The 15,715-nt window shown below is 39.6% G+C and carries 17 protein-coding genes; 2 read left to right on the forward strand and 15 right to left on the reverse strand.

All coding sequences use genetic code 11. The annotated features are described in order from the left end of the window. Positions 1–312 precede the first annotated feature (312 nt). Complete coding sequence (locus CIL03_RS06230; RefSeq protein WP_094884709.1) at positions 313–987, forward strand: adenine nucleotide alpha hydrolase family protein; 675 nt, start codon at positions 313–315, stop codon at positions 985–987. Positions 988–1,078: 91 nt separating this feature from the next. On the opposite strand, the gene CIL03_RS06235 is transcribed toward CIL03_RS06230, so the two are convergent. From CIL03_RS06235 to CIL03_RS06255, 5 genes are all read right to left on the reverse strand, one after another. Then, on the reverse strand, positions 1,079–1,864 hold the full coding sequence (locus tag CIL03_RS06235; protein WP_094884712.1) for a carbon-nitrogen family hydrolase: 786 nt from the start codon (positions 1,862–1,864) through the stop codon (positions 1,079–1,081). A gap of 21 nt (positions 1,865–1,885) precedes the next feature. Then, complete coding sequence (locus CIL03_RS06240; protein WP_094884715.1) at positions 1,886–2,209, reverse strand: hypothetical protein; 324 nt, start codon at positions 2,207–2,209, stop codon at positions 1,886–1,888. A gap of 190 nt (positions 2,210–2,399) precedes the next feature. Beyond that, entirely contained in the window at positions 2,400–3,914 is a 1,515-nt protein-coding gene (locus tag CIL03_RS06245) for an acetyl-CoA hydrolase/transferase family protein (RefSeq protein WP_094884717.1), read from the reverse strand. Positions 3,915–4,043: 129 nt separating this feature from the next. Continuing rightward, complete coding sequence (locus CIL03_RS06250) at positions 4,044–4,688, reverse strand: LytTR family DNA-binding domain-containing protein (RefSeq protein ID WP_094884720.1); 645 nt, start codon at positions 4,686–4,688, stop codon at positions 4,044–4,046. A 307-nt stretch (positions 4,689–4,995) separates the two neighbouring features. Further along, positions 4,996–5,478, reverse strand: coding sequence for a PaaI family thioesterase (locus CIL03_RS06255; RefSeq protein WP_094884722.1), 483 nt, complete (start codon positions 5,476–5,478; stop codon positions 4,996–4,998). 171 nt (positions 5,479–5,649) lie between these two features. On the opposite strand from CIL03_RS06255, the gene CIL03_RS06260 reads away from it, so the two are divergent. Continuing rightward, positions 5,650–6,711 (forward strand): NAD(P)/FAD-dependent oxidoreductase, encoded by a 1,062-nt coding sequence (locus tag CIL03_RS06260; RefSeq protein WP_094884724.1) that lies wholly within the window; start codon positions 5,650–5,652, stop codon positions 6,709–6,711. Between the two features lie 61 nt (positions 6,712–6,772). Here the strand turns inward: CIL03_RS06260 and CIL03_RS06265 are convergent, their stop codons facing one another. The 10 genes from CIL03_RS06265 to CIL03_RS06305 all read right to left on the reverse strand — a co-directional run bounded on the left by CIL03_RS06265 (position 6,773) and on the right by CIL03_RS06305 (position 15,631). Then, positions 6,773–7,498, reverse strand: coding sequence for a hypothetical protein (locus CIL03_RS06265; protein ID WP_094884726.1), 726 nt, complete (start codon positions 7,496–7,498; stop codon positions 6,773–6,775). 630 nt (positions 7,499–8,128) lie between these two features. Beyond that, entirely contained in the window at positions 8,129–8,728 is a 600-nt protein-coding gene (locus CIL03_RS06270; RefSeq protein WP_094884728.1) for a response regulator transcription factor, read from the reverse strand. After that, positions 8,725–9,861, reverse strand: coding sequence for a sensor histidine kinase (locus CIL03_RS06275; RefSeq protein WP_094884731.1), 1,137 nt, complete (start codon positions 9,859–9,861; stop codon positions 8,725–8,727). The genes CIL03_RS06270 and CIL03_RS06275 overlap by 4 nt, the downstream gene beginning before the upstream one ends. Before the next feature lie 86 nt (positions 9,862–9,947). Beyond that, a complete protein-coding gene (gene desA, locus CIL03_RS06280) occupies positions 9,948–11,000 on the reverse strand; it encodes a Delta(5) desaturase DesA (protein WP_094884734.1) in 1,053 nt (350 codons plus the stop codon). Positions 11,001–11,120: 120 nt separating this feature from the next. After that, positions 11,121–11,810, reverse strand: a complete 690-nt coding sequence (locus CIL03_RS06285; RefSeq protein ID WP_094884737.1) for an LrgB family protein — start codon at positions 11,808–11,810, stop codon at positions 11,121–11,123. Then, positions 11,803–12,174 (reverse strand): CidA/LrgA family protein, encoded by a 372-nt coding sequence (locus CIL03_RS06290; protein WP_094884740.1) that lies wholly within the window; start codon positions 12,172–12,174, stop codon positions 11,803–11,805. The genes CIL03_RS06285 and CIL03_RS06290 overlap by 8 nt, the downstream gene beginning before the upstream one ends. A gap of 175 nt (positions 12,175–12,349) precedes the next feature. Next, positions 12,350–12,772: a GNAT family N-acetyltransferase gene (locus CIL03_RS06295; RefSeq protein ID WP_240508011.1), complete on the reverse strand. Its 423-nt coding sequence runs from the start codon at positions 12,770–12,772 to the stop codon at positions 12,350–12,352. Between the two features lie 76 nt (positions 12,773–12,848). Further along, positions 12,849–12,998: a hypothetical protein gene (locus CIL03_RS19775; RefSeq protein ID WP_165767904.1), complete on the reverse strand. Its 150-nt coding sequence runs from the start codon at positions 12,996–12,998 to the stop codon at positions 12,849–12,851. A 58-nt stretch (positions 12,999–13,056) separates the two neighbouring features. Continuing rightward, positions 13,057–13,593, reverse strand: coding sequence for a D-glycero-alpha-D-manno-heptose-1,7-bisphosphate 7-phosphatase (locus CIL03_RS06300; protein WP_094885213.1), 537 nt, complete (start codon positions 13,591–13,593; stop codon positions 13,057–13,059). Positions 13,594–13,699: 106 nt separating this feature from the next. Then, positions 13,700–15,631 (reverse strand): ATP-dependent DNA helicase, encoded by a 1,932-nt coding sequence (locus CIL03_RS06305; protein WP_094884743.1) that lies wholly within the window; start codon positions 15,629–15,631, stop codon positions 13,700–13,702. Positions 15,632–15,715: the final 84 nt, after the last annotated feature.

A 15,715-nucleotide genomic window follows, 5' to 3' on the forward strand; every position in this document is an offset into this window, starting at 1 on the left:
GATGTTATCGCACGACTTAGACTATAAGTTGCGCGAACCCGGGCAAAAGCCGTGCAATTTCCCAATAAAAGAGTGATTTCGCACGGCCTTTGCCAGCCATCACGCGACTTTATGCAAACATTCAATTTTACATGTGGCAAATTTAAGTTATTTAGCTTATGATGTATGAAAGACAACTGGAAACAAATAAAATAATTTAGTGTCTTGTAAGTAGTCTATGCCTGTGTTAAACTTATAAAGTTTTGATAATAACTAGATAAAACCTAGATAAAAACTAATATATAATTGAACATTGAAGAGGTGATTACCGCCATGAAGAAAATAAAAGGACGTATGGACGAAAGTATTCTTGTTTGTGTGTACTATGGCCCTAACGGTGAACGTTTAATAAAACGCGGCCATAAATTAGCATCCATACTCGACTGTCCCTTATATGTGTTAACTGTAGATCCACTGCCATTTGATGAATTTGATGCAGAAAAGTCCGGATATATCGAACGGTGGAAAGAATTATGCGATGAACTGGATGTAGACGAATTCATCCTTCGTGATAATGAGAAAAAATCATCAGTCAGAGCAATTGCAGAAGTTGCACACAACCATAACATAACCCAAATTGTTATTGGACAAAGCCCGCAAAACAGGTGGGAAGAGATAACCAAGGGCTCCTTCGTCAATGTTCTTCTCCGTGCAATGACATTCATTGACATTCATATTGTAGCCATTGACCGCACACTTAAAAGTACGGAAGATACTACTTATGAAAAAGGGGTGCGTGCATTTTTGCAAAAGAACGAAGAGGACTATCGAATCAGCTTTACAAGATCAAAGAACAACCTTTATGAAGGTATTTTCTATAAAGAAATCGGAACTGATTTTAATAATGGCATCTTCAAATTTGTTAATAATGACGGAAAAACATGCCAAGTTCATATAACCGAAGATATAGTAACGGGAAAAATGAAGGAACCGCCGAACGTGAAGTAACCTTTTCGTTGAAAATAAAAAGTACTGCCCAAATTGTCTTTTGTATTTGGGCAGTACTCTTTTATTTTAGAGGATATTCACCATACTGCACTCAATACAATTCAGGGACCCTGCTCGTAAAGATCGGTACATCTTTTCTTATTTTGGGGACCATTTCTAAAGAAAGCGACGCAATGATTGTTTCTTCTTCTGTTTCACCTGCCATATGCAAACAGTTCCCCCATGGGTCGGTCACCATGGACTTGCCCGCAAAGTCTTCCCCGTCATAGCTGCCAATTCGATTACTGGAAACTACAAAGAATTGGTTTTCAATCGCACGGGCAATTTGCAGTGCTTTCCAGTGTTCCTTTCGAGCAGTTGGCCATTCAGCAACCACGTATAATATTTGTGCTCCCTGCAGTGCAAGACTTCTAGCCAGTTCTGGAAAACGCAAATCATAGCAAATGATTAATCCCATTTTGATTCCATCTAATTCAAACACACACACCTTTTCTCTGCCGCCTGTTAAATAGCTCGGCTCATTAAGCATTGGAACAAGATGCATTTTGTCATATCCATAGACAAGATTTCCACCACGGTCAAAAACAAGACTTGTATTATAGATTTTTCCTTCTCGCTTATTAGCCACAGAACCGCCGATAATATTTATTTGGTAAGTTTTCGCCAGCTCTTTTAAAAAGGAAGTTGTGGGCTCACCATTCACATCGGCATATTTCTCCAACTCTGAAAGTGTATATGCTGTCGTCCACATTTCAGGCAGTACAATGATATCGGGCTGTTCTTTTTTGACAGTTTCTTTCACCCAATCTTCAACCCTTAATCGGTTTGCTTTGGGGTTTCCAGCAACAATATCCATTTGATAAATTGCATGTTTCATGGTTTTCCTCCCCCTTAGATTCTATTTTTCTTCTTTTCTACCCTTTGCAAATGCACCATTTGTTATCTTGTTAATTGCTGCAAAATAAACTGCAAGCGTAACAGATAAAAGCACAATAATAATCGGCACTGCCAGTAAAATTCTTATTATCATATTTTCCACATTTACTGCGAGCCAATTACTCGCCATAAATGTAAATGCTGCTCCCGCACCGATAATTACCAAAAAGGAAATTGCTACACCTATGTTTTGGATTACAGTAAGCTTCTTTAGCGTATCTTTATTTTTAATTATCAGGTAAAGTATTGCACCTAATATGATGATTAGTGATAAATTGTCGGACATATCTACTCTCCTATAAAGTTAAATCTTCTATTCTAAATTTATCAGTAATTAAGCTTGAAGTATAGTAAATACCAATTTCAAAACCAAAAAGCCGGTCTTCCCTCCCCCAAGGAAAAACCGGCTTTTTCATATATGAACCCCTAATTCAACTACATTTGTGCAAAGAGCATATCCTCTTATTTGCGCGAGTCTAGTTCTGCTCAACCAGTTCGCGCATTGTACCATTCTTCTTAAAGTTTGTATGCCATGACAATGCCTTTTCCAATACATGTGGTGTTTGGCCGCCACGTTCGAGGGCTTCCTGATAATACTCCCATAATTGTGGGCGATACATTGGATGCGCACAATTTTCAATGATCATCGGAACTCGTTCTCTCGGTGCTAAGCCGCGAAGATCAGCATACCCCTGCTCTGTGACGACTACATCCACATCATGCTCGGTATGGTCTACATGAGAAACGAATGGAACGATACTAGAGATATCTCCACCTTTTGCGATGGACTTTGTCACAAAAATTGCCAGACGGGCATTACGGGCAAAGTCACCAGACCCACCGATCCCATTCATCATTTTCGTCCCTGCAACATGTGTGGAGTTAACATTGCCGTAAATATCAAACTCCAATGCTGTATTAATCGAAATCAATCCGAGGCGGCGGATAATTTCCGGATGGTTGGAAATTTCCTGTGGACGCATAATCAGCTTATCGCGGTATTTTTCAAAACTGCCAAATACCTGCTTCATTTTTTCTTCGGACAAAGTAATCGAGCAGCAGGAAGCAAAGCTTACTTTACCTGCATCAATCAAATCAAATACTGCATCCTGCAATACCTCTGAATAAACTTCTAAATCTTTAAACTCTGAATCTACCATGCCATGAAGAACAGCATTGGCCACTGATCCTATGCCTGATTGCAATGGTGCCAGATTTTCTGTTAATCTTCCGGCTGTAATCTCTTTGCGTAAAAACTCCAGCAGATGCTGTGCCATAATTTTGGTTTCATCATCTGGTGCAACAATAGTGGAAGGTGAGTCTGCTTGATTCGTAAAAACGATTCCTTTTACCTTTTCCATATCAACTGGAATGCCTGTCGTACCAATGCGGTCATCCGGTTTTGTCAATGGAATTGCTGAACGCTCACCCTGTTTGCCAGGGCTGTATAAATCATGAAGTCCTTCCAGCAGTTCAGGCTGTGCTGTATTGATTTCAATAATAATGCCTTTCGCATTCTCAGCAAATGCCAGTGAATTCCCAATTGATGTTGTCGGGATAATCATTCCATCCTCTGTAATAGAAATCGCTTCCAAAATTGCGTAATCTACTGTATCAATTACATTCGCCCGCAGTAATTCCGCCGTATGTGATAAATGATGATCCACGAATAAATGCTCACCAGCGTTTATTTTCTTCCGCATTGCTGGATCTGCCTGAAAAGGTAAACGTTTATTGATAATACCAGCTTCTGCAAACATCTTATCAATATCTGACCCCAATGAAGCCCCCGTAAATACGTTAACTTTAAATTCCTCTCCATTTTCAGCCCGATTAATTAACGCTGTAGGCACCGCTTTCACGTCACCCGCACGAGTAAAACCACTTAACCCCAATGTCATACCATCTTGAATCCATGATGCAGCTTCCTGCGCCGAAACTACACGATTCTGTAAGGGAAGGTATTTGATGCGATCTAAAACTTTCTCCATAGCCAATCCCTCTTTCCTAAGTTTTATAATAATTCTAACTTATCTGGTTCATCCTTAGGAGATTTGGGTGGTAAAAAGAGAATAATTGTCTGGGCCATTAATATTTATGGGTAAAGCAGCATATTTCCGTTAAAAACCAAGCAATTTACGAAAATAACTGGAATAGGATTGACTTACTGGAACCCTTTCATCATTATCCATCTCCAACAAAAAGGTGGAATGTGTATCCGGATGGATCTCTTTAATATGATTAACATTTACGATAAAAGATCGATGACAGCGAATAAAAGATTCTCTAGGCAGGGTGTATTCAAATTCCTGCAAGGTATTTTTATTTGTCCCTGAAAATCCATCTGCAATGACATGGGTTTTTCGTTCTTTTACCTCTAAGTACTTTACCTTATCAAAAGGAACAGGTTTCCATCCATCACTCACTTTTACAGTTACTACTGATTTCCCCTCCGTAAGTGCAGGATAAATCGCTAAAAGACTGCCTTCCAGCTTGTCATCATAATGAATCGGCACAGCCATTCCATGATAAGGGACACCATATATATTGCGATTGATAAATTCGGAAACCTTTTGTTCCGTTACTAATGCTTTATGGGCCAGGGTTCCGTCTTTGATGGGGTCTCCCGGCCTTATTTTTAAATCAATTCGTTTACTTGGCCGGTAATAAATATATTCTTCTGTATTTGAAACAGCAATGGAAATTTCATCGGAAAACAACTCGCCTATGACATCGAGGAGAGATGTATTCGTTAATTTTTGCATTGTCTTAGCTCCTTTAAAGCGGGATCTAATATGATGGTAGGTAGTGCTCATTAATTATTGTGTTTTGCCGTTAAAGTTAAATTGTCCTTCTCTGCAGGGCTGGAAGAAGTGCTCAGTTGAGAGACAGCATTGCTTAGTTGAGAGTTAACCATCCAAAGTTGAGAAACAATAGGAAAAAGTTGAGAGAAACTAGCACTGGCATACCCTTTGTTTCAACTTTCACCAGTTACCTCTCAACTATTCTTGATTGTCTCCCAACTCTAGGTCAATATCTCCCAACCTAAACAGACCATCAATTAATTAGTTTTTATTTTTGTGCGAATGTATCTGGCATTACCGCTGCAACTACTTCGCCTTTTGCACAGCATACATCGTTTGCAAATACTTCTGTATGTATTTTCCATTTTTTTGGATGGATTTCCTCTATCGTACCAACAGCTTTCAGTGGGACTTCATGTGGAGTAGGTTTGATAAAATCTACCTTCAAAGATGCTGTTACAAAACGCGGTGGTTCTTTGTCATCGCTAGGCTCATATCCATTTTTTCGATGAAGGGCAAGCGCTGCTGAGCCTGTTCCATGACAGTCGACAATGGAACCTATTAATCCACCGTAAACAAAACCGGGTATAGCTGTATGCTCTGGACGTGGTGTATAGACTGTTACTGTTTTCTCACCAACCCACCCTGTGCGAAGATGAAGTCCATTTTCATTAAGCCTTCCGCAGCCATAGCACCAGGAATAATCCTCTGCATATTTATCCTGGATGGCATGTACAATCGTATCAGACATAACCATTTCCTCCCTTTTTCTCTTTAGTATAGCATAGTGGAAATTGCTGTTTTACATCTTTTTCGACAAAAAACAAATGATATCTGGAGAAAGATACGGTTTTTTGGTACTCTTTAAGGTGGGAGAGTTAAGAAAGCGTTTCTATGGATCATATAATATGGGGGTTTTATCATGAAAAGATTAGTTGTATTAGGAGGGGGCTATGGCGGGCTGAAAATTGTTCTGGGTCTGCTGGAGCATCATCTGCCGGAGGATGTACATATAACTATTGTTGATCGAAATCCGTATCACTCAATAAAAACGGAATTTTATACAATAGCTGCCGGAACTGTAGCAGAGAAAGATGTGCGCATGAACTTTCCGGATGATAAACGTGTCCAATACGTGTATGGCGAAATAACAAAAATAGACTCAGAAAGTCAGGAAATTATCATAAAAGGGAAAACCGAGCATGTACCGTATGATTTTCTGGTGATTGGCCTGGGCTGCGAGGATAATTATCATGGTGTACCAGGGGCAGAGGAATTTACAGAAAGTGTTCAAACCTTTTCAAGAGCCAGACACACTGGACTTTCTGTTGGAAACCTGAAAGCGTATGGAAAAGTAACAATCGTTGGAGCAGGTCTGAGCGGAATTGAAGTTGCTTCAGAAATAAGAGAAAGCAGATCGGACCTTAACATACGCATCCTTGATAGGGGTGCATCTGTTTTAAAAGCATTTGACTCTAAAATTCAGGAGCATGTGCATGAATGGTTTATTAAACATGATGTAGACGTTTTGCATAATTCCAGCGTGGAGTATGTTGAAAAAGATGGTGTATGCAATAATGGCGTATGTTTTGTTAATGATGTGACTATTTGGACTGCTGGTGTGCGCCCTAACTTTTTAGCAAGAGAGCTGCCATTTGACAAAGATATTCATGAAAAAATTATTGTAAACGATTTTTTCCAGGTCCCGTCACAGCCCAATGTTTATGTCGTCGGAGATTGTGCTTCTTCTGAACATTCCCCAAGTGCACAGCTGGCTGGACAGCAAGGAGAACAGGTTGCTGAGGTGCTATTAGCTGTTTTAAATGATAAAGAACCGAAGAAACCAAAAGAACTTAAGCTAAAGGGAACACTTGGCTCTCTTGGTAAATCCGATGGTTTTGGCAATATGATGGAAAGGGCAGTCACCGGCTATTTGCCAAGACTTGCGAAGTCGGGAGTATTGTGGTTGAATAAGCGCCATTAATTTAAAAAACAGATGCTAATAAAAGGCTCTCCTAAAATCAATTAGGAAAGCCTTTTTTAAATTAATGAGACTTATTTCTTTCTCCAAACGGAAATAATTTAAGCTCCTTTGCTTCTTCCGCATGGTTTGCAATAATTTCCTCAAAAAGCTGTTCAGCATCTTTATCTTTTGTATCAATGCCTAATTGTGCAGCAGATTGAAAAATTTTCTGTTCGTGTATTTCTTTTGCAATCTCACCTGGCCCTTTTCCTTCTGTATCGATTCCCAGCTCTTTTGCTTTATTTGTGATATATGTCTGCATCACCTCTCGCTTTATTTTCTTAATATCCTTTCCTTCTGTGGAAATTCCCAATTCCTCTGCTTTTTGTTTCACTTGTAATTCATGTACTTCTTTAGCGAGAGCTTTAGGTTCTTTGCCATCTGTCTCTATTCCCAGCTCAGCTGCCTTTTTCATCACTTTCTGATGGTGGACTTCCTTTGCCAGTTCTTTCGTATCTTTTCCTTCTATGTCTATTCCAAGTTCTTCTGCAGCTTGTTTTACTTTAGCCTCATGCACTTCTTTTGCAAGGGTTTTGGCGTTTTTCCCTTCTGTGTCTATTCCAAGTTCCTCCGCTTTCAATTTCAGAAATGCCTCGCTTTTGTAAAACCTTTCACCCATTTTGTCATGCTGCTCTTCGGACTTCCATACATCATAATCATGGAAATCTGCTGATACTGGAGATGACGGCAATGCAACCCCCAGTGATATAACCATTGCAAATGCTATTATGAAACTCTTTTTCATCATGCAACATCCTTCCTGTTGTTGGATTTTTCCATTTCATAGTATTGCCCGTAACAGAAAATTAATGACGAAAAAGAGCTTTTTTTATAGATATTGATGCCTTTTATACAACGCAATTGATGTAAACTGTGAACTACTTGACATGGCGGTTGGGCGACCGCTGCGGAAATACACTACGCTTTCCGTGGGCGGCTGATGAGCCTCCTCGAGCTGTCGCTCTGCGGGGTCTCATCTAGGCCTCTGCTCCCACAGGAGTCTCCGCGTATTTCCTTCGCTGATGGTCCGGTTGCTGCTGACGAATTGCATTAGTAATAATATACAAAGCATCTAACCACCTCACCAGTTCGGGTGAGCGAAGGGCGGTGACTCCTGCGGGAATAGCACGTGTCCGAAGACCCCGCAGAGTGGTTTTCTCGAGGAGGCTGAGGCCGTGCCCGCGGAAAGCATCCGCCCGCAGCGATCCCGAACGGCGATTTTAGCAGATGCTAAGTAGTTCGCATTCTATAGATTTTGTGTCAGTAGCAAATTCTTTTTGATAGGGCGAGCAGTGCGCAGTCCTGGGTTTTCCCAGCAAAACAATCAAAAAAGAAGACCTGATTTTAGATCTTCTTAACTAACCCCGTTTTAAAATTGTTACTTATTCCAGCCCTTTTCCTTAAACTTCGAAATAGCTTCAATCCGGTTGCTTACTTCAAGTTTATCCAAAATTACTGAGACATAATTTCGCACAGTTCCATTAGTGATATATAGCTGCTTAGCAATTTCCTTTGTCGTTTTTCCATCAGCGATCAGCTTGAGCACCTGGCCTTCCCGCTCTGTTAATGGATTCTGGTTGTCAAATGCTAAATCCACCAGTTCCGGAGCATAAATTCGTCGGCCATCCATGATCGTTCTTATTGAGTTTGCAAGATCCTCACTGGGACTATCTTTCAGCAAATATCCGCTGACTTCTGCTTTGCGTGCCCGCTCAAAATATCCGGACCTGGCGAATGTTGTTAATACAATCACTTTACATGGATCATCTCTCAATTCCTCTGCTGCATCCAGCCCGGTTTTTAAGGGCATTTCAATGTCAAAAATACATATATCAGGCTTGTGCTTTCTGACTAAGGTAAGAGCTTCTTCACCATTTGTCGCTTTTCCGACAACTTCCATATCCTCTTCCAAATCCAGTAAAGAACCAAGAGCACCAAGCAGCATGCGCTGATCTTCCGCAATCACAATTCGAATCACGTCATTCCCCCCTGTTCAGTCTGCTGAATAACATGTGGTATCAAAATCGTTAGCATTGTTCCATTTGATGACTCAATTTTTAATGTACCATTCACAAATTCCAATCGTTCTCTCATTCCCTGAAGCCCATGTTCTTTCAAATCATCTTCTTTATCAGTAATTCCTATGCCATTATCCTTTACCTTTATTACCCATTCCTTCGGTGTTTGCATAATTGTTACATGGCAGGTTGTTGCCTGACTATGCTTCACAACATTAGTGACAGCCTCTTTCAGGCACATACTCAGTACATTTTCAATCAATAAAGGTGTATTCTCAAGCACAGGATCTCCTTCTAATTGAAAATTCATCTGTGCAGCCTTCAAAATTTGCCGGACACGCGTAACCTCATCCCTAAGGCGTGTCCCCTTCATATCTGAAACCATTTCACGGACTTCCTTTAATGCGGTTCTAGCCGTTTGATTAATATCATTCATTTCTGATTTGGCTGATTCCGGATTTGCATGCACTAACTTACCCGCTAAATCGCTTTTCAAACCAATCATGGAGAGCTTTTGCCCTAACGTATCATGCAAGTCCCGCGCAATTCGCTGACGTTCTTCAAAAACCATCAGCTGTGAAATCTTTTTATGCGCATCCTCCAATTGATGCTCCAGTTTTTCCCGTTTATTTCGATTATAAATATTAAAAGGCAGAAGAATAACACCAATTACACTAAGAATAATAAACGGGTACTGTGTGAAAAATATCTGACTTTGGATAAAAAATCCAATGCTTACTGCTGTCACTGTCGTAACAAGGTGGATAATATATAATGTAATAAATCCAATTTTATTTTGGGTATTCCCAATAAAAAAAGCTAAGAAAAGCGAAAAGTAGACATAGCCATAAAATAATGTCATTCCAATGCTTATTACTATTTGTATACCTACAGATACATAAACAGTCCAGCCTTTTTTAATAAATGACAATCGATAGGTAGTAAAAAATAGAATTATCATCAAAATCCCAAAAATAATTTCCATCGGGGATGTGGATCTAAAAATAAAATAGAAAGGAAGAATACAGAAGATAATCCAGGCATATAAACTTAAGCCAGTATTTTTCGGGAAAATATGAAACCAATTCTGCATATTGCATCTCCTTTCTTCTTGTCATATCAGTATAGCAAATAAACGCCCCTTCCATGCAATCTGAAAGGGGCGTTTGCCATTATCCATTATTTTTCCTGAATGCTTGATCTCCCGTGAGAAAGCTGTAAATTAATTTTCCTTTTTCGTAAAAGTTCTTTTACTTCTCTAAAAGTTACAAATGATTTACTCGCCTCATCAAACAAACGAAAACGAATGGATTTTAAGCTGGAAGCCAAAGTAATTGTTGTTGCTTTTTGCAATGGCGGTGTAGATTCATGTGCTTTTTCCAAATTATAGTTTGGCACCCTCGGGCTTAAGTGATGCACATGATGAAAACCGATACTGCCTGTCATCCATTGCATTATTTTCGGCAGTTTGTAATAAGAGCTGCCATCTACAGCGGCTTTTACAAAATCCCATTCTTCTTCATTTTCGAAGTAGGAATCTTCAAATTGGTGTTGGACGTAAAACAACCAGATACCAAGTGATCCTGCTACAAATAGAATCGGAAGCTGAACGATCAGAAACGCCTGCCAGCCGACAGCCCATATCAATAATGCATAAATGGCGACAAGTGAAACGTTAATCAAATACGTATTCATCCGTTCTTTTCGTTTTGCACCTTTGCGGTTAAAACGATTGGAAATAAGGAAAAGATAGAGTGGGCCAAGTCCGAACATAATAATCGGATTACGGTAAAGCCGGTAAGCTAATCTTCCCCAAAATGATGCAGCAACATATTCATCAACTGTCATAACCCATACATCACCAGTACCTCGTTTGTCTAAATTACTGCTCGTTGCGTGGTGAATAGCATGATCTCTTTTCCATTTTGCAAAAGCGAAGTGAGTAATAATCCCAGTAATTGTTCCAACAATTTTATTTGCTTTATTATTTTTGAAAAAAGAACTGTGCGTACAGTCATGAAAAATAATAAAGATCCGAACGACAAATCCTGCTGCTGCAATGGATAAAGCAAGACTCAGCCAAATCGAAATAGACAGGCTTTGGTATGCCAGAAACCAAAGCAGAAAGAACGGTAAAATTGTATTGATTAACTGGATGATACTTGCTTTCATATCTGAATTTGCAAATGCTGCAACACTCTTTTTTAATTGGGCTTGTTTTTGTCTGCTCATGACTTCCTCCTACGATAGATTTTCTCTAATTTATGAACGCTATCTTTTATTTTAGGAAAAAATCAAGTTATTTATAAGTCATAAACGTCAACAAATGAGTATGACAAATGTCATGTCCTGCTACATTAAAACAGCAATCAAACCTGGTGTAATCACTGACACAACTACAGCACTAACGACCATTGCAATTGTGCTTATGGACCCTTCCACCATGCTGCTTTCCAGTGCTTTGGAGGTACCAATGGCATGTGATGCACTGCCTATTCCCACACCTCTGCCTATTCTGTGATCGATTCTGAAAATCTTATAAACCAATGAACTGAAGAGCACACCACCAATGCCTGCAATCATCACAAAAACTGCTGCCAACGACGTTACCCCTCCGATTGTTTCAGCTATTGCCATAGCAACTGGTGTCGTTACAGACTTTGGAGTAAGTGAGTAGATGAGCAGATCCTCAAATCCTGCAAATCTTGCAAGCAGAATCCCTGTGGATATCCCTACGACAGCACCAACAGTAGTTCCAATAAGAATAGGAACAGTAAGTCTTTTTAATACATCACGTTCCCTGTATAGTGGATATGCCAATGCTACCACCGCAGGACCCAGCAATTCGTTTATCCATTTTCCGCCAATCATGTAGGTTTCATAAGATATTTCAAAGCTAAGTAAAATAGCAACTATTATAATCGTTGATGTTATAACGGGAGCTGTAAATGAAATGGCAACTTTCTTGTGGATATTTTTAGCAGCCAAATAAATCACATAGGTAGCACCAACTATAATTAATCCAATAAGTAAATTATTCATGCTCCCTTTCCTCTCTGTGCATAATCCATTGACTCGTGATTCCCGAGCTGGCCATTACAAGCAAAGTACTGAATAAGACAATTACAACAAGTAAAAAACCTTTCCCAGCGAAAAGATCAAAATAATTCATGACACCTACCGTAGCAGGTACGAAAAACAGCGCAAGATTATCAACAATAAATCTTGCACCATTCTCCACCCAAGATACCTTTATCAGATTTGTTGAAAGCAAAATAAACAGGATAACCATGCCGATGACACTTCCTGGCACAAACAAGCCGAGGGCAGTCTGGATCCAATTTCCGAATAAATAAATACAATATAAGATTGCAATATGAATAATTATTTTACATACGTTCAGCAATTTCTTTGACACCTCAATGTTGTTGATAATAGAAGGCTACCTGCCCACACTATACTCTGATTTTAATAAAGAATAGACTACTGTATCATGGTACTGCTGTCCATCAAAGTCTGTCTGCCTGAGCGTGCCTTCTTTTACAAACCCAAACCTTTCCAGTAACTTTCTGGATCCCTGATTACCAGCAGATATCACCAACAATCCTATTCAGGCCAAGCTCACCAAAGCCGAAAGAAAGGACCTTTTCAAGTACCTCTGTCATCACGCCTCTCCCTTGATAATCCCCACAAAGGACAACACCCATATCTGCCTTTTTATGGAACATATGTAATTTATAAAAGCTGAAACTGCCAATGAGATCGCCATTGCTTTTATTGATAATCACCCAGGGAATTTCCTTCTGGTCAGAAAATCTCTTTAATTGACCAAGTACTTCTTCACGCATTTCAGCTTCTGTCTTAACTGGATCTGGTGTGATGTATTTCATAATTTCTTTATTTTTATGAAAGGCAAATAATTCACTTGTATCCCCGACTGTCATCCCCCTTAGCTGGTAATGCTCTGTTTCCAAAACTGGAATGGCAGTATAAAATTGTGTCACTTTCCTCTCTCCCTTCTGATTTCCTTAAAATAAAAAACGATGTGATTTAATAGTATCACATCGCCTCTTACCTGTATCATTCATCTTTTTTGCTGATATACTCGTTGGGAGCTTCACCGAACTTTTTATTATTGTTTTTAAACTGGCTTTTTCGCCCATTTCGGTGTTCTCCGCTATTTTCATTTTCCTTGAACATATTATTGAATTCCTTCTCTTTATTGACCATTTCAGGACCCCTTTCAAATTATTGTATTGATGGTTATTGTTTGAATTTAGATATATAATTATTCATTAGCTGTTTCCACCAGCCAATTTGCGAATGCAAGCAGATCAGGGAAATACATGTCTGCTTCTGCCTGTTCTTCCTTTCGATCACCCACAAGAATGGTCTTCACGCCAGCACCCTTCCCTGCTTCAATATCAGGTTCCCGGTCGCCGATCATATAGCTTTTTGAAATATCGATATCATGCTTTTCGGCTAATTCCAGAATCATTTGCGGCTGTGGTTTCCTGCAGGCACATCCTGCTTTTGGCTTGTGCGGGCAATAGGCAATGTCATCAATAATTGCACCAAATTCAGCCAAATCCGCTCCCATCTTTATATGTACTTCCTGTAAGGCTGTTTCTTCCATAAAACCTAGTCCAACCCCACCTTGATTTGTCACAACAAAAACTTTATAATCCTGATCATTAAAAAGCTTTATTGCTTCACCAACACCTTCCAGTAAATATAAATCATCTGGGCCGTTCACAAACTTCACCCTGTCACTAAGAACTTCATTTATTACGCCATCACGATCTAAAAAAATTCCAGTATTCATGAAAGCAATCACCGTCCTATCCTCTTATTATTGGCAAAAGGATAGGACTGATCCAGTTAAAAAGAAAAAAGGTAACTAATTTACACTAGTTACCTTACTTGCCCTATTATTCCCAACTTACCCTTACAGGCAATACTTCCTCTATTCCTTGCTTGTATTTTTTACTTTCTTCCTCTGTCATCCAAATATGAATCACACCATTATCTTCACTAGTCCGGATCAAACGGCCAATTCCCTGCCTGAGACGAAGCAGCATGTACGGTACATCAACTTCTTCATCGGGTTGCTTCGCATGCTTTCTTTTTGCCTTGAAAACAGGGTCATTTGGCGGGAAAGGCAGTGATGATATGATTACTTGTTTTAAAGCTTCTCCTGGCACATCCAATCCTTCCCATAAATGATGTGCACACAATACAGATGCTTCTTCGGTTTGAAAGTTCCGGACCGTCTCACTGATTTCCCTGTCACCTTCATAGAATACAGAAAATGGCCAGTTTGCTCCCACAGTCCAATTACGGAATTGTTCCATCTCTTCCTTTGATGAGAATAGAACCAATGAATTGCCGCCTGCTCCCAGTAACTGTTCACCAATCTTCTTCCACTTCGATTGTTGATTTGTATCCATATGACCATACAGCTTCATTTTCTTATCGTAATCAAAGGGGGATTCTACTGAGAAAGAGTCAAAGCTCTCAATACCCAAGCTGCTGGCTAAATAGGAAAAATCTCCATTTTGTGACAATGTGGCAGACGAGAAGACGATTGGCATATTTTGAGAAAATACTTCTTTTCTTAAAACATCTTCCACTAAACGCGGCATGATAACCAATGAAGTTGTGCTCTCATCTTCCTCAAGCCAGAAAATCCCTTCATCATCTTTTAATAAAATAGATAGACCATAAGAGAAAAACTCCAAATATTCCTCGATTATTTTGATATGATATTCTTCAATTGTAAATAAGTCTGAATCAAAGACGAGCTGTTCCAGCAATTGCTCTACCTTATTATTTAAGGTTTTACCCATATTGATCATTTCTTTAGAAAGACTAATTTCCCTGCGATTGGAACCCTCCACAGCAGAAGCATTATTCCTGAGCAGATCAAACCACTCATCATTAATTGCTAAAATATCCTCCACTAAATAAAGAGATTCCTCTCTTACATCCTGTCCCATATAACCTGTCAGAACTTTGGTCAGCGCCTCGAAATTATAGCGGTATGTCAGCCCTTTCTGTGCAGCAAACTCAAGCAAGTGACCTTCATCAAAAACCACACAGCTTGCTTCCGGAAGCAGTGGCATCTGTTCCTCACGCTTACGTGAATCTTTTGTCCATACATGTTCCATATAAAAATCATGGGAACAAATAATTATGTCAGATGCATGACGGTAATAGTCCCTGTTTAGTGTCTGCCCGCTGCGATGCCGCCATTCACATGTAGAGCATTGCTGCAGGGGATCCCAGGCAATCTTTTCCCACGCGGCATCTGGTACCCATGGATATTCTTTTCGGTCACCATATCGTTCAAATGATTGCATTGATGCACCTGTATCAAAAACGAAATCAGGGATCTGGTCATGGACTTTCAAAATATCTTCATCATCCGTTTTATTTGCTAGTGGATCCAGTTTCTTGATACACACATACTGTTCTCTTGATTTTGCAAGTCTGACATCAATTGTTAGCCCTAATGCTTCTTCCAGCTTTTCGATGTCTCCGCCTTTTTTTACAAGCTGTTCGATCAATGTTTCATCTGCGCAAGTTATGATTGCTGGTCTTCTGCGGTAGCGTGCATAGGAGATAGCGTATAATAAATAAACGAAGGTCTTTCCCGTTCCTACCCCCGCTTCAGCGAATATCGTATGTTTATTTTTAAAGGCCTGTTCCAGCTGGAAGGCCATATATATCTGCTCATCGCGCAGCTCATATCCTTTATCAGGTAAAATATCGTAGAATACATCCCCGACATAATCCCCTAAACGGTCAAAGAAATTTTCTGTTTTTGCTACCGTAAATGGCAGTGCATTTGATTTCTGCATAGTTAACTCCTCTTTAAATTAATTCAAAAGGCAATTATACAGTAGTGATATGGACCCTGTCCATTCGTTGAATATTGTATAATT

It is taken from the genome of Virgibacillus indicus (assembly GCF_002266285.1).
GTDB lineage: Bacteria > Bacillota > Bacilli > Bacillales > Amphibacillaceae > Virgibacillus_K > Virgibacillus_K indicus.